20 protein-coding genes are annotated in these 21307 nt (G+C 70.0%); 15 read left to right on the top strand and 5 right to left on the bottom strand.

The genetic code is table 11. The annotated features are described in order from the left end of the window. Together ACWCOV_RS02500 and ACWCOV_RS02495 are read left to right on the top strand one after the other, a co-directional pair. Nucleotides 1–861, top strand: a complete 861-nt coding sequence (locus ACWCOV_RS02500) for an acyltransferase (RefSeq protein ID WP_449827435.1) — start codon at nucleotides 1–3, stop codon at nucleotides 859–861. After that, entirely contained in the window at nucleotides 854–1897 is a 1044-nt protein-coding gene (locus tag ACWCOV_RS02495) for a hypothetical protein (protein ID WP_449827434.1), read from the top strand. Before ACWCOV_RS02500 ends, ACWCOV_RS02495 begins: the two co-directional genes overlap by 8 nt. Here ACWCOV_RS02495 and ACWCOV_RS02490 read toward each other — a convergent pair. Further along, on the bottom strand, nucleotides 1872–2612 hold the full coding sequence (locus tag ACWCOV_RS02490; protein ID WP_449827433.1) for a class I SAM-dependent methyltransferase: 741 nt from the start codon (nucleotides 2610–2612) through the stop codon (nucleotides 1872–1874). The genes ACWCOV_RS02495 and ACWCOV_RS02490 overlap by 26 nt on opposite strands. A gap of 168 nt (nucleotides 2613–2780) precedes the next feature. On the opposite strand from ACWCOV_RS02490, the gene ACWCOV_RS02485 reads away from it, so the two are divergent. The 3 genes from ACWCOV_RS02485 to ACWCOV_RS02475 all read left to right on the top strand — a co-directional run bounded on the left by ACWCOV_RS02485 (nucleotide 2781) and on the right by ACWCOV_RS02475 (nucleotide 5786). Continuing rightward, a complete protein-coding gene (locus ACWCOV_RS02485) occupies nucleotides 2781–3563 on the top strand; it encodes an electron transfer flavoprotein subunit beta/FixA family protein (RefSeq protein WP_396356495.1) in 783 nt (260 codons plus the stop codon). Between the two features lie 14 nt (nucleotides 3564–3577). Further along, nucleotides 3578–4534: an electron transfer flavoprotein subunit alpha/FixB family protein gene (locus ACWCOV_RS02480; RefSeq protein ID WP_449827432.1), complete on the top strand. Its 957-nt coding sequence runs from the start codon at nucleotides 3578–3580 to the stop codon at nucleotides 4532–4534. A 337-nt stretch (nucleotides 4535–4871) separates the two neighbouring features. Beyond that, entirely contained in the window at nucleotides 4872–5786 is a 915-nt protein-coding gene (locus ACWCOV_RS02475; RefSeq protein WP_449827431.1) for an NAD-dependent epimerase/dehydratase family protein, read from the top strand. Nucleotides 5787–5794: 8 nt separating this feature from the next. Here the strand turns inward: ACWCOV_RS02475 and ACWCOV_RS02470 are convergent, their stop codons facing one another. Continuing rightward, complete coding sequence (locus ACWCOV_RS02470) at nucleotides 5795–6271, bottom strand: pyridoxamine 5'-phosphate oxidase family protein (protein WP_449827430.1); 477 nt, start codon at nucleotides 6269–6271, stop codon at nucleotides 5795–5797. Between the two features lie 111 nt (nucleotides 6272–6382). On the opposite strand from ACWCOV_RS02470, the gene ACWCOV_RS02465 reads away from it, so the two are divergent. The 5 genes from ACWCOV_RS02465 (at nucleotide 6383) to ligA (ending at nucleotide 14644) form a co-directional block, all read left to right on the top strand. Continuing rightward, nucleotides 6383–8971 (top strand): ATP-binding protein, encoded by a 2589-nt coding sequence (locus tag ACWCOV_RS02465; RefSeq protein WP_449827429.1) that lies wholly within the window; start codon nucleotides 6383–6385, stop codon nucleotides 8969–8971. A 69-nt stretch (nucleotides 8972–9040) separates the two neighbouring features. Continuing rightward, nucleotides 9041–10243, top strand: a complete 1203-nt coding sequence (locus ACWCOV_RS02460; RefSeq protein WP_449827428.1) for a cysteine desulfurase family protein — start codon at nucleotides 9041–9043, stop codon at nucleotides 10241–10243. Continuing rightward, on the top strand, nucleotides 10243–11337 hold the full coding sequence (mnmA, locus tag ACWCOV_RS02455; RefSeq protein WP_449827427.1) for a tRNA 2-thiouridine(34) synthase MnmA: 1095 nt from the start codon (nucleotides 10243–10245) through the stop codon (nucleotides 11335–11337). The genes ACWCOV_RS02460 and mnmA overlap by 1 nt, the downstream gene beginning before the upstream one ends. Continuing rightward, nucleotides 11334–12314 (top strand): methionine synthase vitamin-B12 independent, encoded by a 981-nt coding sequence (locus tag ACWCOV_RS02450; protein ID WP_449827426.1) that lies wholly within the window; start codon nucleotides 11334–11336, stop codon nucleotides 12312–12314. Before mnmA ends, ACWCOV_RS02450 begins: the two co-directional genes overlap by 4 nt. Nucleotides 12315–12511: 197 nt before the next feature. Then, nucleotides 12512–14644 (top strand): NAD-dependent DNA ligase LigA, encoded by a 2133-nt coding sequence (ligA, locus tag ACWCOV_RS02445; RefSeq protein ID WP_449827425.1) that lies wholly within the window; start codon nucleotides 12512–12514, stop codon nucleotides 14642–14644. Nucleotides 14645–14714: 70 nt separating this feature from the next. On the opposite strand, the gene ACWCOV_RS02440 is transcribed toward ligA, so the two are convergent. Next, nucleotides 14715–15140, bottom strand: a complete 426-nt coding sequence (locus tag ACWCOV_RS02440) for a hypothetical protein (RefSeq protein ID WP_449827424.1) — start codon at nucleotides 15138–15140, stop codon at nucleotides 14715–14717. Nucleotides 15141–15224: 84 nt separating this feature from the next. On the opposite strand from ACWCOV_RS02440, the gene ACWCOV_RS02435 reads away from it, so the two are divergent. Both ACWCOV_RS02435 and ACWCOV_RS02430 read left to right on the top strand, forming a co-directional pair. Continuing rightward, on the top strand, nucleotides 15225–16211 hold the full coding sequence (locus tag ACWCOV_RS02435; protein ID WP_449827423.1) for a hypothetical protein: 987 nt from the start codon (nucleotides 15225–15227) through the stop codon (nucleotides 16209–16211). Nucleotides 16212–16231: 20 nt separating this feature from the next. Beyond that, on the top strand, nucleotides 16232–16456 hold the full coding sequence (locus tag ACWCOV_RS02430) for a hypothetical protein (RefSeq protein WP_449827422.1): 225 nt from the start codon (nucleotides 16232–16234) through the stop codon (nucleotides 16454–16456). Between the two features lie 63 nt (nucleotides 16457–16519). Here ACWCOV_RS02430 and ACWCOV_RS02425 read toward each other — a convergent pair whose 3' ends face one another. Continuing rightward, nucleotides 16520–17167, bottom strand: a complete 648-nt coding sequence (locus ACWCOV_RS02425; protein WP_449827421.1) for an ACT domain-containing protein — start codon at nucleotides 17165–17167, stop codon at nucleotides 16520–16522. Nucleotides 17168–17366: 199 nt separating this feature from the next. On the opposite strand from ACWCOV_RS02425, the gene gatC reads away from it, so the two are divergent. Genes gatC through gatB form a run of 3 tightly spaced genes read left to right on the top strand, consistent with a single transcriptional unit; the run spans nucleotide 17367 to nucleotide 20661 of the window. Further along, the gene (gene gatC, locus ACWCOV_RS02420) at nucleotides 17367–17663 is read left to right on the top strand and encodes an Asp-tRNA(Asn)/Glu-tRNA(Gln) amidotransferase subunit GatC (RefSeq protein ID WP_360523932.1); all 297 of its coding nucleotides are present in this window, start codon (nucleotides 17367–17369) and stop codon (nucleotides 17661–17663) included. Further along, a complete protein-coding gene (gatA, locus tag ACWCOV_RS02415; RefSeq protein WP_449827420.1) occupies nucleotides 17663–19168 on the top strand; it encodes an Asp-tRNA(Asn)/Glu-tRNA(Gln) amidotransferase subunit GatA in 1506 nt (501 codons plus the stop codon). The genes gatC and gatA overlap by 1 nt, the downstream gene beginning before the upstream one ends. After that, entirely contained in the window at nucleotides 19165–20661 is a 1497-nt protein-coding gene (gene gatB / locus ACWCOV_RS02410; protein ID WP_449827419.1) for an Asp-tRNA(Asn)/Glu-tRNA(Gln) amidotransferase subunit GatB, read from the top strand. The genes gatA and gatB overlap by 4 nt, the downstream gene beginning before the upstream one ends. A 58-nt stretch (nucleotides 20662–20719) precedes the next feature. Here the strand turns inward: gatB and ACWCOV_RS02405 are convergent, their stop codons facing one another. After that, the gene (locus ACWCOV_RS02405) at nucleotides 20720–21256 is read right to left on the bottom strand and encodes a general stress protein (RefSeq protein ID WP_449827418.1); all 537 of its coding nucleotides are present in this window, start codon (nucleotides 21254–21256) and stop codon (nucleotides 20720–20722) included. Nucleotides 21257–21307: the final 51 nt, after the last annotated feature.

Genomic DNA, 21307 nt, shown 5'->3' with positions numbered 1-21307 from the left:
ATGCGGTTGCTGACCGCGGCGAATCTGCGCTGGGTGGTGCGCCATCGGGCTTGGACGCCGTACTACCTGAAGCGCTACTTGCGGTTCGCCTGGTTCAAGCTGCGTCACCCCGGCGTGATCACCGAGGGATTCGTCTTCCTGGGCAAGAAGCTGGAGATCGTGGCGCGGCCCGGGCACGGCCGGATCATCCTCGGCAAGTGGGTGCACCTGGGTGACGAGACCCGGCTGCGCGCGCACGAGGGCACGCTGCGGATCGGCGACAAGGTGGTGTTCGCCCGCGAGGTCACGGTGAACTGCTACCTGGACGTCGAGATCGGCGCGTCCACGCTGATCGCGGACTGGACCTACATCTGCGACTTCGACCACAAGACCGAGGACCTGCACCTGCCGATCAAGGACCAGGGCCTGGTGAAGTCGCCGGTCCGGATCGGCCCGGACTGCTGGCTGGCCACCAAGGTCACCGTGACCCGCGGAACCGACATCGGCCGCGGCGTGGTGATCGGCGCGAACAGCGTTGCCCGTGGCAACATTCCTTCGTACGCCGTCGCCGCCGGGGTGCCGGCCGTGGTGGTCGCCGACCGCACCGCCCGGTACGCCGCCGACGCGGCCCGCCGGGCCTACCTGGCCGGGCTGGCCGCGGCGAACGACCGCACCGCGGCCCGGTTGCTCGCCGGCGGCGATCCGGTGCCGCCGAGTAGGAACGGCGTACCGGGGGAAGCTGAGGGTGATGGCGACGGTGCGGCTGGTGAGGGAGTTGGCGACGAGGGGTTCTCAAGTTACTCACCAGTCGGGCACTATGTCCCCCACGTTCGGCCGGAGGCCGACCGGTTGACCGTCGGAGAGGAGATTCAGCGTGGCTGACCAGACCGGGAGCGGGCAGCCGGCGCCGTCGCTGCTCGACCAGGCGGCCGCCGACGACTCGATCACGCGGGCGCGCACCCGCGCCGTCGACCCGGTGCCGATCGTGGCGGAACCCGGCAGCGCTACGTTGGAACCAGCGCTTGAAACGAGCGCTGGATCGCCGGCGGCGGTTCGGGACGTGGGTGTGAACCGAAGGCTGGACCCGGAAGTGCAGGCAGTGGACGGCAGGACGGCGGCACCGGCCCCGCTCGCGGGCGCCCGGCGCAGGCTGTCGCCCCGCCCGGTCCCGGTCAGCCGGCGCAGGAGACCGCCGGCCACGACGACCGCGACGGCGGCGGACGAGGAACCGACCCCGGCTGAGGAGATGGACGACGTGGGTACGCACGACGAGAAGGCGGCGGACGCGGAGAAGGCGGTGAAACCGCCGGAGGACGCAGCGGGCAGCAGCGGCGACGCCGGCGAGGCGAGTGGCCGCGGGTCGACCGCGACGGCGACCAAGCCGGCCCGGCCGAAGACCGCGGCGGAGATCGTCGCCGAGCAGCGGGCCCGGGAGAAGGCTGCGGCCGAGAGTGCCGCCGAGCAGGACGCCGGCGCCAAGGATCCGGCGGAGACCGCTGTGACCAGCCCGGTGACGAAGGTTCCGGCTGCGACCGCCGCTTCCGCCTCGGCTCCGGCCAAGACTGGTGCTGCGGGCAACAAAGCGGCTTCCTCTTCAGGTAAGGGCAAGCAGGCGCTGAGCTCGGTGGGCTCCGGAGTGCGGAGGCTGCGGAACCTGATCGCCTCGCTGATCTGGCTGGCAGCGGTGCTCGCGGCCGCCGTACTGGCGCTCGGCGCGCTGTTCACGGCCTTGGATCAGACGAACCAGAGCAACGAGATCGTGCGCTGGGTGCTGGAGCGCGGGCACGACCTGGTGGGCCCGTTCAAGGACCTGTTCCGGCTGGAGACCGCCAAGAACACCCTGCTGGTGAACTGGGGGATCGCGGCGCTGGTCTACCTGATCGCCGGCAAGATCATCGAACGCTTCGTGCGCCCTTAGCTTTCGCGACAAGCACCAGATCGAGAGATTCGTCCAGGTCCCCTGGGCGAATCTCGAAATCCTCGTGCGTGGTGCTGGTCACCAGGTGCTTCAGGTCCGGTGCCCAATCGTCGTGCCCGGTGGCCAGTTGTGCGTCGACGCACGGGCCGTGCTGCTGCTCCCACTCGCGCAGCGTGGCGCCGTGGTGAAGTCCGAGCGCGTGCGTGATCTCGAAGTGCGGCTCGAGCAGCTCGGTGAACTCTGCGGCCGTCAGCTCGCGGGTGTGGTACCAGTTCCCGCTCGGGAACGTCAGCCGGTTCGGCGTACTCAGGACCAGGACGCCGGTCGGCTTCAGGATGCGCGCGCACTCGGTGACGAACCGCGGCTGCTCCCACAGGTGCTCGATCGTCTGCAGCGACGTGATGAGGTCGAAGGTGGCGTCGGTGAAGCCGGTCTGGACGAGGTTGCCCCGCACCACATTGATCTGTGGATAAACCCGGCGGACGTGCCGAAGAGTCGTATCTTCATAGTCGAGACCGGTCACGGAGTCCGCACCCGCCAGACGGAGCAACTCCGCGCCGTAGCCCTCGCCGCAGCCGGCGTCGAGGACGCGACCGGTCGCCGACAGGTTGGCCGTGATCCAGCGGTAGGCGGTGTCGTGGCGCGCGAACCAGTAGTTCTCGTGCCAGATCCCGGGCGCTGTTCTCTCGCCGGTGAGCGGTAACGTCTCGGTCACCTGAGTCAGCCTAGTGTCTGTTTCCACGTCACAGCCGTGTCCACTTGTCCTGTGCCCCGGGCTCGGATAAGCACGGTGTGATGGGACTCGCACGGGATTATGTTTCTCGTGAGTAACATCCGTGGCAGGCTTGGGAGAGACCGTTAACCAGAAGGGGTCCCACACGCTATGAAGATCGTCGTCTGCGCGAAGTTCGTGCCGGATGCCACCGCGGACCGCCGCTTCCGCCCGGAGGACAACACGGTGGACCGCGCCGGTGTCGACGGGCTGCTGTCCGAGCTGGACGAATATGCCGTCGAGACCGCGCTGACCGTGAAGGAAGCCGGTGACGCCGAGGTGACCGTTCTCACGGTCGGCCCGGAGCAGGCCGCCGACGCGGTCAAGAAGGGTCTGCAGATGGGCGCCGACGCCGGCGTCCACGTGCTCGACGACGCGATCCACGGTTCCGACGCGGTGGCCACCTCGCTGATCTTGTCGAAGGCGCTGGCCAAGCTCGAGGCCGACCTGGTCGTGTTCGGGATGGGCTCGACCGACGGGTCGATGGGTGTGGTGCCGGCGATGGTGTCGGAGCGGCTCGGGCTGCCGGCCGTGACGCTGGGCTCCGAGGTCACCGTCGACGGTCAGACCGTGCGGATCCGCCGCGACGGCGACACCGCGAGCGACACGATCGAGGGCACGCTGCCCCTGGTGCTGAGCGTGTCCGACCAGGCCAACGAGCCGCGGTACCCGTCGTTCAAGGGCATCATGGCCGCGAAGAAGAAGCCGGTGCAGACCTGGTCGCTGGCCGACCTGGAGCTCTCGGCGGACCAGGTGGGCGGCTCCGCGGCCTGGACCGAGGTGGTCGAGGTGACCGCCCGTCCGCCGCGCACCGCCGGCACGATCGTCACCGACGAGGACGGTAGCGGCGCTACCCAGCTCGTCGAGTTCCTGTCCACCAACAAGTTCCTCTGAGGGGCGATCAGTTCATGTCCAACGTTCTGGTTCTCGTCGACCACACCGCCGGCAAGGTCCGCAAGACCACGGCTGAGCTCCTCACCATCGCCCGCCGCCTCGGCGAGCCGGTCGCGGTCTACGTCGGCGACGGCGTGCAGGACGCGCTGCCGGCGCTGGGGCAGTACGGCGCGACCAAGGTGATCGCACTGTCCAACCCGGAGCTGACCCAGTTCCTGGTGGCCCCGAAGGCTGAGGCGCTGCAGCAGGTCGCGGCCAAGATCGAGCCGTCCGCGATCCTGATCTCGTCGAATGCCGAGGGCAAGGAGATCGCCGCCCGGCTGGCGGTCAAGCTCGACTCCGGCCTGATCACCGACGCCGTCGACGTGACCGCCGGCGACGGTGGTCCGGTGACCACGCAGTCGGTGTTCGCAGGCAACTTCTCGGTGCAGGCCAAGGTCACCCACGGCACGCCGATCATCACGGTCAAGCCGAATGCGGCCACCCCGGAGGCGGCCGAGACTTCGCCGGAGGTCGAGGAATTCGACGTGTCGATCTCCGACGCCGCGAAGACCGCGCGGATCACCGAGTCCAAGCCGCGGGAGGCGACCGGTCGTCCGGAGCTGACCGAGGCCGCGATCATCGTGTCGGGTGGTCGTGGGACCGGTGGTGACTTCGGTCCGGTCGAGGCGTTCGCTGACTCGCTTGGCGCCGCGGTGGGTGCGTCCCGTGCGGCGGTGGACTCGGGCTGGTACCCGCACGCCTACCAGGTGGGCCAGACCGGCAAGACCGTGTCGCCCCAGCTGTACGTGGCGGCCGGTATCTCCGGTGCGATCCAGCACCGGGCCGGTATGCAGACCTCGAAGACGATCGTGGCCGTCAACAAGGACGAGGAAGCCCCGATCTTCGAGCTGGTCGACTTCGGCGTGGTCGGCGACCTCCACAAGGTCCTCCCCGCAGCCACCCAAGAAATCACCACCCGCAAGTCCTGACCCTGCGCTGGGTCCCCACCCCCGGGGGACCCAGCCACCCCGACCAGCCCCTCACCAGGACCCGGTCACCCGACCGGAGCCTTCCTCCTGGGAGCCGGTCGCCTGACCGGAGCCCCTGGGAGCTGGTCGCCTGACCGGAGCCCTTGGGAGCTGGTCGCCTGACCGGAGCCTTCCTCCTGGGAGCCGGTCACGCCCGGAGGTAACCCCTCGACCTCCGGGACTCGCAACGGCCCGGCTCGGATCCCCTCCCGAGCCGGGCCGACGCGCGTGCCGGCGCGTCCGGCCATCTGCGCCGTACCGCGCCGAGGTTCGGCCGCCGGCGGCTAGCATCCGCGGGGTGCGGATCTGGGTGAGTGGTGCGAGAGGCAAGCTCGGCAGCGAGGTCTGCCGGCAGCTGTCTACTGCCGGACACGAGGTCGTCGAAGCCGACGTCGTCGAGCCGGGATCGGGGCCGGTGACGCCGACGCCGCGATCGCGAGCTGACGCGAGTGGGTCGGGGTCCGCTCACGCGGGTGGGGCGGGTCCCGTTGATTTGCTGGATCGGGAGGTTGTGGCGGGGTCGTTGGGTGGGGTGGACGCGGTCGTGCACTGTGCGGGGATCGCCAGTCCGGAGAACATCGAGCCGGCGGAGTTGCTGCGGATCAACGCGATCACCACGTTCAACGCGCTGGAGGAGGCGTGGAAGCAGGGGATCCGGACCGCGGTGCTCGCGTCCAGCGGGTCGATCTACGGGACGGCTTGGTCGCCGGAGGAGCTGCCCGTGCCGGCCGTGCCGATCGACGAGGAGACTCCACTGCGGTACGTCGATCCCTACGCGCTGACGAAGGATGTCCTGGAGCGCACCGGCGAGATGTACGCCCGCCGCGGCATGCAGGTCACCGCCTTGCGCTTCCACTGGATCCTCACACCCGACGAAGTACGCCGCTACATCACCAGCGCGCCACCCGAGGACAACCGCCGCAACCTTTGGGGGTACGTCGACCTCGCCGAGGCGGCCCGTGCCTGCGTACTGTCCCTCAACCCCCGCCCGGAGTCCGAGCGCTACGCCGCGTTGCTGATCGCAGCCGAGGACACCGGCATGCTCCAGCCCACCACCGACCTCCTCGCCCAGTACCTCCCCGACACCGAGATCCGCACCGACCTCCCCGCGACCGCCTGCCTCTACAACTCCCGCCGAGCCGCGGACGTCATCGGCTGGACCCACCACAGCCGCTGGCGCGAGCAGCCGACAAACAACGATCGGCCTGAGTAGCAGGCGGATCAGATCCAGACCGGGCGGCGGGAGTCGATGCCGGTGCCGTACTCGGGGTCACGGCCTCGGATCAGGAGCCAGTGGTCGGTGGCGCGGGCTCGGTAGAGGCGCAGGTCGGCGGGCGCACGGAGCTCGTCGGCGGTGAAGCTGCGCAACCCGGCGAGGCGGCCCGAGTAGAACGACGCGTAGTGCTCGAGCTCGTCGTCGGGGACGAGTTCGGCGCTGGCGCGCAGATAGACAGCCGACGCCTGGCCGACCGCGACGCTCGAGTCGTAGATGGCGATACTCACGTCCGGATTCCGCGCGATGTTCAGCGAGTGCTCGGCCTCCGGTGACGACACCCAGTAGAAGTCGGTGTGCCCGTCCGGGGTGAAGTACACCGGCGTCACCCACGGCCGGCCGTCCGCGTCGACGGTTGCCAGCGTCATGTACTTGTTCGCTTCGATGACCGCGGTCGCGCGCTGGTCGAGGATCTCCTGTGCCATGTCAGCTCCTTTCGGGTACGTCGTCCAGCCTGCGAGCTCCCCGCACCGAATGTCATCCGTGCTCGCCACGGAACCACCACTGACGGGCCGGGCAGCGGGCATGATGGGCCCGTGACCCGTGCGCCAGAGGTGTCCGCCCGCGAGGCCGAGGTGCTGGCCGCGCTCGCCGGCGGTCGCTCGAACGCCCAGATCGCGCGGCAGCTCCACATCAGCGTCCGCACGGTCGAGAGCCACGTCTCCTCGTTGCTGCGCAAGTACGGCGTGTCCGATCGCCACGAGCTGGCGGGTCTTGCCGAGCTGGCGGAGGAGAGCCGCGAGTTCACCACCCTGGCCGGTCCGGGGACCACGTTCGTCGGCCGTGAGCAGGAGCAGGCCGATCTGCTGGCTGCGCTGGAGACCAACAGATTGGTCAGCCTGCTGGGCCCAGGTGGTGTCGGCAAGACGCGGCTGGCCCTGCGCGTCGCAGCCGACGCCGCCGGCAACTATCCGTACGGCGGTGCCTTCGTCGACCTGGTCCCGGTCCGGCCGGGTTTCGTCGTGGCGGCGGTCGCCGAGGCGCTCGGCGTACGTGAGCAACCTCCGCACACCCTCCTCGACGCACTGCTCGACCGACTGCGGCGCGGGCGGACTCTGCTCGTCCTCGACAACTGCGAGCACCTGGTGCTGGACGTCGGCGACCTGGTCGCCCGCATCCTGGCTCAGGCGCCGCCGACCGCCGTACTGGTGACCAGTCGGGAGCGGATCGGGGTGACGGGGGAGCGTTCGGTGCAGTTGGGGCCGCTGGCGCTCGGGTCCGAGGCAGAGCAGCTGTTCCGGGATCGAGTGGCGCCGGAGTTCGCCGTCGACGACGAGGTGGCGGCGCAGCTGTGCGCTGGTCTGGACGGCGTACCGCTGGCCATTGAGCTTGCTGCCGCCCGTGCCGGCTCGCTGGGCCCGGACGGGTTGCTGGCCGCGCTGGACGACCGGCTGAGGCTGGCGGCGGGCGGACGCGGGCCTAACGAGCGGCATCACTCGCTGGCGCAGGTCATCGGGTGGAGCTACGACCTCCTCGACGATGCCGAAAGAGCGCTCTTCCGACGGTTGGGCGTCTTCGTTGGCGGCTTCGACCTCAGCGCGGCAGAAGCGATCAGTCCGGGCAGCAGTCGCGGTGCGGTCAGTGATCTGCTCGGTCGGTTGACCGACAAGAGCCTGCTGCACCGCAGTCAGCTCGCCGGCACGAGCAGGTGGCGCATGCTCGAGACGGTCCGCGCCTTCGCGCTGGACGAGCTCAAGGGATGCGGTGAGTACGACGCCGTCGCCGTACTGCACCTTGCTTGGGCCGACAGCGCCGCCGCCCGGCTGGAGGAGCGGCTGGAGCACCACGAGGACTGGCAGGGTGAGTTCGACCAGGTGACCGCCGACCTGCGGGCAGCGGTGAGCCGGTCCGACACCGACGTACGGCGGTTGGCGCGCCGACTCGCGCACCTGACCTTTGCCCGCAAGCGGTTCGTCGAGGCCCGCGAGCACTACCTGACCGCCGCAGCGCACGCCTCTGATGCCACTCAGCTGTACGACGACCTCCGCGACGCAGCCGACGCCGCACTGGCTGTGGCCGACGGTGCACACGCCTACCAGCTGATGATGCGGTCGGCCGCGGAGAACAACCACCAGGACGCACTGGCCTACGCAGTCACCATCCTCAACCGCTACGAGGCACTGCCGCTCCCACCGGACCGCGGGGTCGGCCTGCTCCCAACGAATGCGGACACCGTGCCAGTCCTGATCGCACGGGCGTGGGCGTCCAACCAGGAGGTCGGCCCAGCAGAGGCAGCACTCGACGCAGCGCGCAAGGCCGGCGATCCGCTCGACCTGATGAACGCACTGGACGCGTACGGCGTCGCAGTCGCGACCGCAGGCCGCCTCGGCGATGCACGGCGATCCGCCGAGGAGCGGCTCGAGCTCGCCGCCACACTGCCGGACCACGAGCCGCGGGCGGTCGCGGAGATCACCGACGCGTTCCATGTCGCGTCCACGACGGCCGTAGCGGTCGGCGACCTGCCGGAGGCCGTCCGGCTCGCCCGGCTGACGGACGACCCCGTGCACGGGCACCCGTACATCACCGCCCCGCGCAAGATCCGTGCCTTCGCCCTCAGCGGCCTGTTCAACGAGGCAGTGCAGGCCGCGGACGTCATGTGGAACGGTTGGAACGCGGCGGGTTGCCCGCCTCGGGCGTGGATGGCCTCAGCCGCTACCTGTGCAGCCTTGGCCCACGGGCTGCTTGGCACCGGCCAGGACGGCGTCTGGCAGGCCCGCGCCCTGGAGATCGCCCAGGTCTCTACTGCATCCGATTCGCCAAGCCTCATGGCGAGTGCGGCCTTCGTCGACGCCCGGCTGGCCCTGCACCGGCTCGACGCCGGGCAGTTGACGGCCACGTTGGCCGCATCGGTCGAGCAGGCGTTCGCGGACTTTCCTGAGCCGTGGTGGGCGCCGTACGCGTGGGCCTCCGGGGCGGAGCTGGCGGCTGCACTCCGCTACCCGGACGCCGATCAGTACCTCGAGCGGGCCGTGAGCGAGAACGCCTGGTCGGACGCCGTACTGCTGCGGGCCAGGGGGCGACTGACCGGTGAGCGGGCGCCGCTGGAGCAGGCGGCCGAGCGGTTCGAGCGGATCGGGGCGCGGTTCGAGCACGCCCACACGCTGGAACTGCTGTCCCGCCGCTGACGGCTGCCGTCCCACCGCTGAGGCCCGAGGAGCGGGAACAACCGCCGCGGACATACCCTTGAATCCGATATGACTGCTTCCGACCGTCGCACGGTGTACCTGGACCACGCGGCGACGACTCCGATGTTGCCGGCGGCGATCGAGGCGATGAGCCATCACCTCGCGCGGACCGGCAATGCGTCGTCCCTGCACGGCTCCGGTCGCGCTGCCCGCCGGACGGTCGAGGAGTCCCGCGAGACGATCGCCGCCGCGCTCGGCGCGCAGCCCAGCGAGGTCGTGTTCACGTCAGGTGGCACGGAGGCCGACAACCTCGCCCTGAAGGGCCTGTGGTGGGCCCGCCTGGCCGAGGACCCGCGCCGCCGCCGGATCCTGCTCAGTGGCATCGAGCACCACGCCGTGCTGGACCCGGCCATCTGGCTGGCGCGGCACGAGGGCGCCCAGATCGAGTGGCTGCCGGTCGACGAGCTCGGCCGGGTGCAGCCGGACGACGTACGGCGGGCCGTCGAGCAGGACCCGGAGAGCGTGTCTTTCGTCACGTTGATGATGGCGAACAACGAGGTCGGAACGATCCAGCCGGTCCGCGAGATCGCCGCGCTGGCCGGTGAGTACGAGATCCCCGTGCACACCGACGCGGTGCAGGCGATCGGGCAGGTGCCGGTTGACTTCGCCGAGCTCGGCGTCGACGCGATGACCGTGTCCGCCCACAAGCTCGGCGGCCCCTACGGCATCGGCGCGCTCGTGGTCCACAAGGAGACGAAGCTGACCCCGGTGCTGCACGGTGGCGGCCAGGAGCGCGATGTGCGGTCGGGCACGCTCGACGCGCCCGCGACGGCCGGGTTCGCGGTCGCGGCGGAGCACGCGATCAAGCACCAGGCCGACGAGGCCAGCCGGCTGACCGAGCTCCGGGACGCCCTGATCGGCGGCGTCGTGAGCGCCGTCGAGGGTGCGCAGCTGTCCGGTGATCCGACGGACCGCTTGCCCAACAATGCACACTTGTCCTTCAGCGGCTGCGAGGGCGACTCGCTGTTGCTGCTGCTCGACGCACGCGGCATCGAGGTCTCCACCGGGTCCGCGTGCAACGCCGGCGTCGCCGAGCCGAGTCATGTCCTGCTGGCGATGGGGTACGACGACCAGCGGGCGCGCGGCTCGCTTCGGTTCACCCTGGGGCACACCAGCACCCGGGCGGACATCGACGCCGTACTGGAGAACATCGTGCCGGTCGTGGAGCGGGCCAAGTCCGCCGGGCTGCAGAACGTGGGAAGGAACACCTGATGCGGGTACTCGCAGCCATGTCCGGCGGAGTCGACTCCGCCGTCGCGGCGGCGCGGATGGCCGAGGCCGGGCACGACGTGGTCGGCGTGCACCTGGCCCTGAGCCGGAACCCGCAGTCGTACCGCAGCGGCGCCCGCGGCTGTTGCACGATCGAGGACTCCCGGGACGCCCGCCGGGCCGCGGACGTGATCGGCATCCCGTTCTACGTCTGGGACCTGGCCGAGCGGTTCCACGCCGACGTAGTCGAGGACTTCGTCAGCGAGTACGCCGCCGGCCGCACGCCGAACCCGTGCCTGCGCTGCAACGAGAAGGTCAAGTTCAGCGCCGTACTGGAGCGGGCGCTGGCGCTGGACTTCGACGCGGTCGCGACCGGGCACTACGCGCGGATCGTGGACACGCCGGACGGCGCCCGCGAGCTGCACCGGGCGGTCGACCCGGCCAAGGACCAGTCGTACGTGCTCGGCGTCCTCACGCAGGAGCAGCTGCAGCACGCGTTCTTCCCGCTGGGGGACACGCCGAAGACCGAGGTCCGGGCCGAGGCCGAGCGACTGGGGCTGTCGGTGGCGGCCAAGCCGGACAGCCACGACATCTGCTTCATTGCCGACGGCAACACTCCGGGCTTCCTCAGCAAGCACCTCGGCGAGGCGCCCGGTGACATCGTCGACGCGCAGGGCAACAAGCTGGGCGAGCACAAGGGCACGCACGGGTTCACCGTCGGGCAGCGCAAGGGCCTGAAGATCGGTACGCCGGCCGCCGACGGCAAGCCGCGGTTCGTCCTGGACATCAGCCCGGTCGACCGCACGGTGACCGTCGGATCGCGCGAGGAGCTCGCGGCATCCCGACTCGTTGCTTCCAAGCCGCGGTGGTGCGGCCCGGCGCCGACCACCACGCTGCACGTGAAGGCGCAGTTGCGAGCGCACGGCGAGGAGGTCGCGGTCACCGCGCGCGTCGAGGGCGACCAGGTCGTGGTCGACTTCGACGAGCCGGCGTCAGCGGTCGCCCCCGGTCAGGCGGTCGTCCTGTACGACGGCACGCGCGTGATCGGCTCGGCGACAATCGACACCGTCTCACGGGTGGCGGCGCAACACGCATGACGACAACGGGCCTCGGGTCGCTGCCGGGGGACGACATTCGCGAGTGGACGAAGGTGCTGCTCGAGGCTGTGGACATCCCGTTCCTGGCTGAGCTTCCGGTGCGTCCGTACGGCGACATGGTGAGCCGGGCGATCGCCGTACTGACCGAGCTGGCTGCTGACCTGCAGCCGGCTGGGTGGCGGCTGACGGGTGGGAGCGATCCGCGGGCCAGTCTGGACCAGCGGCGGGCGCGTTCGCTGCTTGCCGAGGATCTGGATGTGCTCGAAGAGCTAGCGGACGGTTACACCGGGCCACTGAAGTTGCAGTTGACTGGGCCGTGGACGCTGGCGGCGACTGTCGAGCTGCCGCGGGGCGACAAGGTGCTGGCGGATCACGGCGCCCGGCGGGACTTGGCTGAGGCCTTGGCGCTGGGGCTTGGTGACCATGTGGCCGAGGTACGGCGGCGGGTGCCTGGGGCTGAGCTCGTCGTACAGGTGGATGAGCCGGGTCTGCCCGCCGTACTCGCTGGTGCTGTTCCTACGGCCTCTGGGTGGAGCAAGCACCGGTCGGTGGACGGTCCGGGGGCTGTGGAGCTGCTGAGCCTGGTGACGGGTGCAGCATCCACTGTGGTCCACTGCTGCGCTGCCCGGCCGCCCATCGAGGTCTTCACCAAAGCCGGTGCCACCGGGGTCGCCGTCGACGTATCGCTCCTGACGGAGCCCGGCTGGGAGCAGTTGGCCCTGGCGGCCGAAGCCGGCACCACCATCTACGCGGGCCTCGTCGCCACCACAGGCCCACTCCCCAACCCCGAGCAGGCCGCAGGCCCGCTGATCCGCCGCTGGCGAGAGCTGGGCCTCGACCCCGAGCTCCTGAAGAAGGTCGTCATCACCCCCGCCTGCGGCCTCGCAGCCTCACCGTCACCTCAAGATGCCCGCAGTCGCCTCGACCTCCTGCGTCGCACCGCAGAAGCAGTCGCCGAGGCCGCCGACAACACCTAAACGTCGGTAGAGCACCCCGCACCGCACCGCCGGAGGCGGCTGTCCCCTGCCCCGGAACGTCGGTGTCGTCCTCTCACAGCGCCGCCGAAGGCGGCTGTGCTCTGCCCCGGAACGTCGGTGTCGTCCTCTCACAGCGCCGCCGGAGGCGGCTGTCTTTCTTCCCTCGGAACGTCGGTGCTCGGTTGTAGGTTTTGCCTATGAGCACGGAGGAGATTCCCGAGACTACTGCTGCTGAGCAGCCGGCCGCGCCGGCTGAGGTGCGGGCGCGGCATGCCGCGCTGAGCCAGGAGATCGAGGAGCACCGGGTCAGGTACTACCTGGCCACCTCGACCATCTCGGACGCCGACTTCGACGCGCTCATGCACGAGTTGCAGGACCTCGAGGAGCAGTACAACGAGCTCCGGACGCCGGACTCGCCGACGCAGAAGGTCGGCGTGCCGATCTCCACGCTGTTCACCCCGGTGCAGCACCCGACCCGGATGGAGAGCCTGGCGAACGCGTTCTCCGCCGAGCAGATGGAGGCCTGGGCCAAGCGGCTCGAACGCGAGGTCACCCTGCAGCAGATCCACGACAGCGGCTTCCTGTGCGAGCTGAAGGTGGACGGCCTGGCCCTCGACCTCGTGTACGAGAACGGCAAGCTGGTCAGCGGCGCGACCCGCGGCGACGGCCGCACCGGCGAGGACGTCACGCTGAACGTCCGCACCATCAAGAGCATCCCGAACGAGCTGAAGGGCAAGGACCTGCCGGCCTTCCTGGAGGTCCGCGGCGAGGTCTACTTCCGGGTCGAGGACTTCGAGGAGCTGAACGCGCAGCTGGTCGGCGCGGGCAAGGACCCGTTCTCCAACCCGCGCAACAGCGCCGCCGGCTCGCTGCGGCAGAAGGACCCGCGGGTGTCCGCGAGCCGCCCGCTCCGGTTCGTCGTCCACGGTCTCGGCCGCGTCGACGGCTACCACGTCGGCCGGCTGTCGTCGGCGTACGAGCAGCTCAAGGCCTGGGGCCTGCCGGTCAGCGACCGCGCCCGCAAGGTCGAGACGCTCGACCAGGTGAACGAGTTCATCGCGTACTACGGCGAGAACCGGCACTCCGTCGACCACGAGATCGACGGTGTCGTGGTCAAGGTGGACGAGGTCGACCTGCAGCGCGCGCTGGGGTCGACGTCGAGCGCGCCGCGCTGGGCGATCGCGTACAAGTACCCGCCGGAGGAGGTCACCACCAAGCTCCTCGACATCGAGGTGAACGTCGGCCGCACCGGCCGCGTCACGCCGTACGGGAAGATGGAGCCGGTCCGGGTGGCCGGGTCGACCGTCGAGTTCGCCACCCTGCACAACGCGCAGGAAGTGAAGCGCAAGGGCGTCTGGATCGGCGACACCGTCGTGCTGCGCAAGGCCGGCGACGTGATCCCGGAGATCCTCGGCCCGGTGGTCGAGCTGCGCCCGGACGACGCCCGCGAGTTCGTGATGCCGACCGAGTGCCCCTCCTGCGGTACGGCGCTGCGCCCGATGAAGGAAGGCGACGTCGACATCCGGTGCCCGAACTCGCAGTCCTGCCCGGCGCAGCTGCGGGAGCGGATCTTCCACCTGGCCGGGCGGTCCGGGTTCGACATCGAGGTGCTCGGCTTCAAGGCCGCGGACGCGCTGATCGGCGACGGCCTGATCACCGACGAGGGCGACCTGTTCGGGCTGACCGAGGAGGACCTGTCCCGCAGCGCGTTCTTCACCACCAAGGCCGGGGCGCTGTCGGCGAACGCCCAGCGCCTGCTCGCGAACCTCGAGACCGCCAAGACCCAGCCGCTGGCCCGCGGCCTGGTCGCGCTGTCGATCCGGCACGTCGGCCCGACCGCCGCGCAGGCGCTGGCCGCGGTGTACGACGACATCGAGGCGGTCCGGGCGGCGAGTGAGGAGGAGCTGTCCGAGATCGAAGGTGTCGGCCCGACCATCGCGCACGCGGTGATCGAGTGGTTCGCCGTCGACTGGCACCAGGCGATCGTCGACAAGTGGAAGGCCGCCGGCGTGCAGATGCGCCAGGAGCGCACCGGGCCGAGCGTGCCGCAGACGCTGAGCGGCCTGTCCATCGTGGTGACCGGCACGGTCGAGGGGTTCAGCCGGGACGAGGCCACCGAGGCGATCGTCTCCCGCGGCGGCAAGGCCGCCAGTTCGGTCTCCAAGAAGACCTCGTTCGTGGTCGTCGGCGACTCGCCGGGCTCCAAGTACGACAAGGCCGTCCAGCTCGGCGTACCGATCCTGGACGGGGCCGGCTTCCAGGTTCTGCTCGCCGAGGGCGCCGACGCCGCCGCCAAGGTCGCCAGCACCCCTGAGCCCGGCGACGGATAACGAACACCCTGGTGGATCCGGCGGCTGCGCTGAGCCGTCGGACTGTTAACTTTGCACGTCTCAACGTGGGTCAAAAGGAGCGAATATGACGACGCCGCCACAGGGACCGTGGGGTCCTGGGCAGCCGGGGGGCCAGTCTGGCGGGCAGCAAGCGGGGCAGGGAGGCCAACCCGGTCAAGGGGGCGGCTGGGGACAGCAGCAGCCTCCCGGCCAGGGTGGTGGCGGTTGGGGTCAACGCCCGCAGCAGCCACAGCAGCCGCCGCAGCAGGGGCAGCCGCCGCAGCAGGGCGGCGGTGGTTGGGGTCAGCAGCAGCCTGGCCGGCCGCAGCCGGGCCAGCCGGCCCAGGACCAGCGCCCCGGACAGGGGCAGGGCCAGCAGGGCGGTCAGGGCGGCTGGGGGCAGCGTTCCCCGCAGCAGGGCGGTGGCTCCTACCAGCAGCAGCCATGGAGTCAGCAGGGGAGTCAGCAGGGCTCCCAGCAGCAGGGTGGCTGGCACCAGCAGCAGGGCCAGCCCGGGCAGCAGCAGTGGCAGCCGGGCGGCGGTGGCAACCAGGGTCCCGGTGGACCGGGCAAGGACAAGATGCCGCTGCTGATCGGCGGTGGCATCGTCGGCATCGTGCTGATCGGCCTGCTCGTGTTCCTCGGCATCAAGGCACTCGGCGGTGACGAGGAGCCCGAGGCGAACCCGACCACTTCGCAGACCGGTGAGCCGACCGGCAACCCGTCCAACGGCGGCGACAACGGCTCGCTCGGCAACGCGAGCGGCCAGGCCAAGAACGCGACCGAGAAGCTGCAGGGCCAGGGCTTCCAGTGCAGTGACCTGTTCAACACCGGCCAGGGCGCGCACCGCGGCTGCTTCAAGTACGACGGCCCGACCGAGGCCGAGGCGGTCTTCCAGTTCTCGCCGGACGGCACGATCATCGGCGTGCTGGTGAAGTCGGAGAACGAGGACAACGTCAACAACGCCAAGGTCACCTTCGACGCGGCGCTGCAGGCGATCGGCAACGACACGTTCGGCGGCAGCGAGGTGAAGAAGATCCAGGACGCGGTCGGCACCGGCCAGAAGTCGCAGAAGGTCGGCAGCACCTGGGGCGAGTTCGAGCTGCGCAACGACGGTGACCAGTACCAGCTGTCCGGCGGCAAGTCCGGGTCGGACTCGTTCGACCTGCCGCGGAAGAGCTTCAGCACCACCGAGGACCAGCTGATCGCCGCGCTGAAGGCGAAGCAGTACGTCTGCACCAGCTCCTGCAGCAAGCAGGTCGGCAAGTACGGCTCGCAGCGGATCTACTCCTACGCCAGCAAGGGCGAGGGCATCCGGTCGCTGGAGATGAGCTCGTCGGGTGACCCGGAGGACGTCAAGAAGGCGCTCCCGGCGGCGGTGAACGACGCGTTCGGCGCGCTGAAGGGCGAGGACGTCGCGGCGCTGAAGGCGTACGTCCAGGCGCACAGCGACGGGAAGTCGTACGCTTCTTACGTGGCCGGATGGCGGGTCGAGATCATCGCCAACAACGAGGACTCCTACTCGTCCTCGCGGATCTCGATCAGCTACGAGACCTTCTACGTCTGAGCACGCGAGTCGGGAGTCGGATGAAGTTCCCCAAGGAGAGGCGGGAGTCGCGGACGGTGGTCACGCCACCACCCGAGGCGCTCCAGCGCGTCGACGGCGGCGGTCCGTGGGGCCCGACCCAGTTCGACCTCCCGGACCGCAGCGAGAGCAACAGCCAGTCGGTGCTGATCGTGATCCTGGTCGGCGTCGCCGTACTGCTGGTCCTGGCCGGTCTGTGGGTCTTCGCCTACTTCCGGTTCAGCTAGAGCGCTGAAAGGCCTCCCTCACCACCTGGTGTGGCGAGGGAGGCCTTTTCGTGCGTACGGCGGTTACGCGGTGGCGCGGATGGTGACGGCCAGTGAGGCCAGGTAGCTGAGCCGGGCGACCTCGGAGCCGAGGAACTCGGGCCCGCCGCGCCGGCCGATGACCAGGATGCGACGGCCGGACTCCAGCGGGGCGGCGACCAGCACCGACTCGGCCAGGCCCTTGTGCTGGTCCGGCGCGGCCATCGTGGTCGCCTTGTCCAGCGGCAGCCAGCCGTCGGCCACGTCGCCGAACTCCGGGGTGGCGCTCGTCTCCAGCGCGACCTTCACCTCGCTGCCGGTGCCGTCCAGCAACGCGGCCCAGTCGGCGTGCAGGACGGCGGGTGACTGCTCGACCAGGATGTCGATCGCGTCCGCCGGAGCCGACGTCATCTGCTCGACGGCTTCCAGGTCCATGTGCAGTCCGCCGCCGGCGCCGTACCGGGAGAACCAGATGACCTCGACACCCGGCACGCCGTTGCAGGCGGAGACCAGGCGGTCGGGCAGCACGCCCGGTGGCAGGTCGACCACGATGTCGTCGACGGCGGTGCCGTTCTCGCGCCGGTGCTCGACGATCTCGATCGCGTGGATGTCGGCGTTCACCTCACCGAGGGCGGTGGCCACCGTCCCCAGCGAACCGGGACGGTCCGGGATGATCAATCGCAGCAGGAACACCGAACGATCATCTCCCAGCCGAGCACCATGCGCGTAACGCCTTGTCGCGGCCAATGTTACAGAGCGAAGCACGGGGACACGCCCGGCCCATCCACCAGACGGTCAGGACCGAGGCAACACCAGCGTCACACCCGCCCACTAGGATGGCCGGGTCCGGTCGGAAATAGCCGGGCGTCCAGCGAAACCATTGGATCAGTTCATGCCATCGATTACCCGCGAAGAGGTCGCGCACCTGGCGCGACTGGCGCGGATCGAGCTCACCGACGCCGAGCTCGACCACCTCGCACCTCAGCTCGACCAGATCATCACGTTGGTCGGGCAGGTCAGCCAGGTGGCCGCGGACGACATCCCGCCGACCTCGCACGCCCTGCCGATCACCAACGTGATGCGCCAGGACGAGAACGTGCCGTGCCTCACGCCGGAGCAGGCGCTGTCCGGCGCGCCGGCCGCCGAGGAGCAGCGATTCCGGGTGCCTCGGATTCTGGAGGAGGACTGATGAGCGACCTCACCCGCAAGACCGCGGTCGAGCTCTCGGAGCTGATGACGTCCGGGCAGGCCAGCTCGGTGGAGATCACCCAGGCCCACCTGGACCGGATCGGCGCCGTCGACGGCGCCGTCAAGGCGTTCCTGCACGTCGACACCGAGGGTGCGCTCGCGCAGGCCGCCGAGGTGGACAAGAAGCGCGCGGCGGGGGAGAAGCTCGGCCCGCTCGCCGGTGTCCCGCTGGCGCTGAAGGACGTGCTCACCCAGGAGGGTGTGCCGACCACGGCCGGCTCGAAGATCCTCGAGGGCTGGAAGCCGCCGTACGACTCGACCGTGGTCAAGCGGTTGAAGGCGGCCGGCATCGTGATCCTCGGCAAGACCAACATGGACGAGTTCGCGATGGGCTCGTCGACGGAGAACTCGGCGTACGGCACCACCCACAACCCGTGGGACCTGGGCCGCATCCCGGGCGGCTCCGGCGGTGGGTCCTCGGCGGCGATCTCGTCGTACGAGGCGCCGCTCGCGATCGGCACCGACACCGGTGGCTCGATCCGGCAGCCCGGCGCGTTCACCGGGACGGTCGGGGTCAAGCCGACGTACGGCGGGACGTCGCGGTACGGCCTGATCGCGCTGGCCTCCAGCCTGGACACGCCCGGCCCGTGTGCGCGGACGACGCTCGACACCGCGCTGCTGCACGAGGCGATCGCCGGGTACGACCCGATGGACTCGACGTCGATCAACCAGCCGGTCCCGCCGGTGGTCGAGGCGGCCCGTCGCGCGGATGTGAACGGGCTGCGCATCGGCGTGGTCAAGGAGCTCGGCGGCGAGGGCTACCAGCCGGGCGTCGAGGCGCGCTTCCACGAGTCGGTCGAGCTGCTCACCAAGCTCGGCGCCGAGGTCGTCGAGGTGTCCTGCCCGCACTTCGAGTACGCGCTGCCGGCGTACTACCTGATCCTGCCGAGCGAAGCCTCGTCCAACCTGGCCAAGTTCGACGCGATGCGGTACGGCCTGCGGGTCGGCGACGACGGCGAGAACAGCGCCGAGAAGGTGATGAGCATGACCCGCGAGGCCGGCTTCGGTGACGAGGTCAAGCGGCGCATCATGCTCGGCACGCACGCGCTGTCCAGCGGGTACTACGACGCCTACTACGGCCAGGCGCAGAAGGTGCGGACGCTCATCCAGCGCGACTTCGCCAACGCCTACGAGCAGGTCGACGTGCTGGTGTCGCCGGCCACGCCGACCACCGCGTTCCCGATCGGCGACCGCGCCGACGACCCGATCGCGATGTACAAGAACGACCTGTGCACGATTCCGGTCAACCTGGCCGGCAACGCGGCCGCGTCGTTCCCGTGCGGCCTGGCCGACGAGGACAACATGCCGGTCGGCTTCCACGTGATGGCCCCGGTGATGCGTGACGAGTTGCTGTACCAGGTCGGCTCCGCGCTCGAGGCCGCGCTGGCCGACCAGTGGGGTGGCGTCCTGATGACCAAGGCTCCGGAGCTGGAGGTGACCCGATGACCGCAGACGTCCTCGAGATCGACGACGCGCTGGCGCAGTACGACCCGGTGATGGGCCTCGAGGTCCACGTCGAGCTGAACACCAGGTCGAAGATGTTCTGCGGCTGCCCGACCGAGTTCGGCGCGCCGCCGAACACGCAGACCTGCCCGGTCTGCCTCGGCCTGCCGGGTGCGCTGCCGGTGGTGAACGCCCGCGCGGTGGAGTCCGCGATCAAGATCGGCCTGGCGCTGAACTGCGAGATCGCCGAGTGGTGCCGGTTCGCCCGGAAGAACTACTTCTACCCGGACATGCCGAAGAACTTCCAGACCTCCCAGTACGACGAGCCGATCGCGTACAACGGCTGGACCGAGGTCGTCGTCGACGGCGAGACGTACCGGATCGAGATCGAGCGCGCGCACATGGAGGAGGACACCGGCAAGTCCACCCACGTCGGTGGCGCGACCGGCCGGATCCACGGCGCCTCGCACTCGCTGGTCGACTACAACCGGGCCGGCATCCCGCTGATCGAGATCGTCACCAAGACGATCGAGGTGCCCGGTGACAAGGCGGCCGCGGTGGCGCGGGCGTACGTGAGCATGCTGCGGGACCTGCTGCTCGCGCTGGACGTCTCCGACGTCCGGATGGACCAGGGCTCGCTGCGCTGCGACGCGAACGTCTCGCTGAAGCCGTCCGGGTCGACGGTGTTCGGCACCCGCACCGAGACCAAGAACGTGAACTCGTTCCGTTCGGTCGAGCGCGCGGTGACGTACGAGATCACCCGGCAGGCGGCGATCCTGTCGTCCGGCGGCAAGGTCGTGCAGGAGACCCGGCACTGGCACGAGGACACCGGCATCACCACGTCCGGCCGGGAGAAGTCGGACGCGGAGGACTACCGGTACTTCCCCGAGCCGGACCTGGTCCCGGTCGCCCCGTCCCGCGAGTGGGTCGAGGAGATCCGGTCGACGCTGCCGGAGGCGCCGTCGCTGCGCCGGGTCCGGTTGCAGCAGGAGTGGGGCTTCACCGACCTGGAGATGCGCGACGTCGTGAACGGCAACGCGCTGGAGCCGATCGTGAAGACGGTCGAGCTCGGGGTGCCGCCGGCGGCGGCGAAAAAGTGGTGGCTGGGTGAGCTGGCCCGGGCGGCGAACGAGTCGGGCCAGGAGCTCGACGCGCTCGGCGTCGGCCCGGCCGAGGTCGCCGAGGTGCAGAAGCTGGTCGACGACGGTTCGCTCAACGACAAGCTGGCCCGGCAGGTCTTCGACGGCCTGGTCAAGGGTGAGGGCACGCCCGCCGAGATCATCGAGCAGCGCGGCCTGGCCCTCGTCTCCGACGACTCCGCCCTGATCGAAGCCATCGACCGGGCGATCGCCGCCAACCCCGACGTGGTCGAGAAGGTCAACTCGGGCAAGCCGGCCGCGGCGGGCGCGCTGATCGGCGCGGTCATGAAGGACATGCGCGGTCAGGCGGACGCGGCCAAGGTCCGCGAACTGCTGAACGCCAAGCTCGGGATCTGAGCGCTCTGAACCTCGGGGCCGGCCGCCTGGCCGGCCCCGAGGTCGTGCTCAGGGTGTTTCAGGCCGCGTTCTTGTGCTGGGTGTCTTCCTGCGGGGCGTCGGCGATGACCTCGCGCTCGACCCGGCCGTCGTCGTCGACGTCGGAGGCGTCGGCCAGCAGCGTCCGGGCGACCGAGAGCTCCTCGACCGGGCAGCGCACCTCGTAGCGGGTCGGCACCACCTCGGTGGTCTCGGCCTCCGGACGGTTCCGGATCAGCCCGCGGAACAGACCCCACAGCGTCCCGAGCAACCCGCCGTACACGAGTCCCCAGATCACGACCACCAGCCCGGTCAGCGTCGTCTCGGCGACCAGCGTGACGAAGACCCCGGTCAGCAGCCCGAGTACGGCGCCCTGCAGCGCGCCGGTCGCGGTCAGCTTGACCACCGGGACGCTCTGCCGCTGTCGCGCCTGCCGGAGATCGGCGCCGACGATACTCATCGACCCGGAGTCCATCCCGTAACTTCGCAGGTAATCCACTGTCCGCTGAGCATTCTCGAAGCTGCTCGCCGATGCGATCACACTGCTGGGTACGACGGACACCTGGTCGGGCCGCATGACTATCAGTCCTCCTCTGACCTGTGGGCTTCCTCCACAAGTACCAGACGA

This window comes from Kribbella sp. NPDC002412 (genome assembly GCF_053592935.1).
Note: the sequence above shows the minus strand (reverse complement) of the source record. Positions and strands in the feature narration are given on the sequence as shown.

Coding starts and splice junctions, on each gene's coding strand:
- mnmA (WP_449827427.1), top strand. CDS start 10,243: ATGCGGGTACTCGCAGCCATGTCCGGCGGAGTCGACTCCGCCGTCGCG.
- ACWCOV_RS02485 (WP_396356495.1), top strand. CDS start 2,781: ATGAAGATCGTCGTCTGCGCGAAGTTCGTGCCGGATGCCACCGCGGAC.
- ACWCOV_RS02470 (WP_449827430.1), bottom strand. CDS start 6,271: ATGGCACAGGAGATCCTCGACCAGCGCGCGACCGCGGTCATCGAAGCG.
- ACWCOV_RS02500 (WP_449827435.1), top strand. CDS start 1: ATGCGGTTGCTGACCGCGGCGAATCTGCGCTGGGTGGTGCGCCATCGG.
- gatC (WP_360523932.1), top strand. CDS start 17,367: ATGCCATCGATTACCCGCGAAGAGGTCGCGCACCTGGCGCGACTGGCG.
- ligA (WP_449827425.1), top strand. CDS start 12,512: ATGAGCACGGAGGAGATTCCCGAGACTACTGCTGCTGAGCAGCCGGCC.
- gatA (WP_449827420.1), top strand. CDS start 17,663: ATGAGCGACCTCACCCGCAAGACCGCGGTCGAGCTCTCGGAGCTGATG.
- ACWCOV_RS02430 (WP_449827422.1), top strand. CDS start 16,232: ATGAAGTTCCCCAAGGAGAGGCGGGAGTCGCGGACGGTGGTCACGCCA.
- ACWCOV_RS02405 (WP_449827418.1), bottom strand. CDS start 21,256: ATGCGGCCCGACCAGGTGTCCGTCGTACCCAGCAGTGTGATCGCATCG.
- ACWCOV_RS02450 (WP_449827426.1), top strand. CDS start 11,334: ATGACGACAACGGGCCTCGGGTCGCTGCCGGGGGACGACATTCGCGAG.
- ACWCOV_RS02435 (WP_449827423.1), top strand. CDS start 15,225: ATGCCGCTGCTGATCGGCGGTGGCATCGTCGGCATCGTGCTGATCGGC.
- ACWCOV_RS02460 (WP_449827428.1), top strand. CDS start 9,041: ATGACTGCTTCCGACCGTCGCACGGTGTACCTGGACCACGCGGCGACG.
- gatB (WP_449827419.1), top strand. CDS start 19,165: ATGACCGCAGACGTCCTCGAGATCGACGACGCGCTGGCGCAGTACGAC.
- ACWCOV_RS02480 (WP_449827432.1), top strand. CDS start 3,578: ATGTCCAACGTTCTGGTTCTCGTCGACCACACCGCCGGCAAGGTCCGC.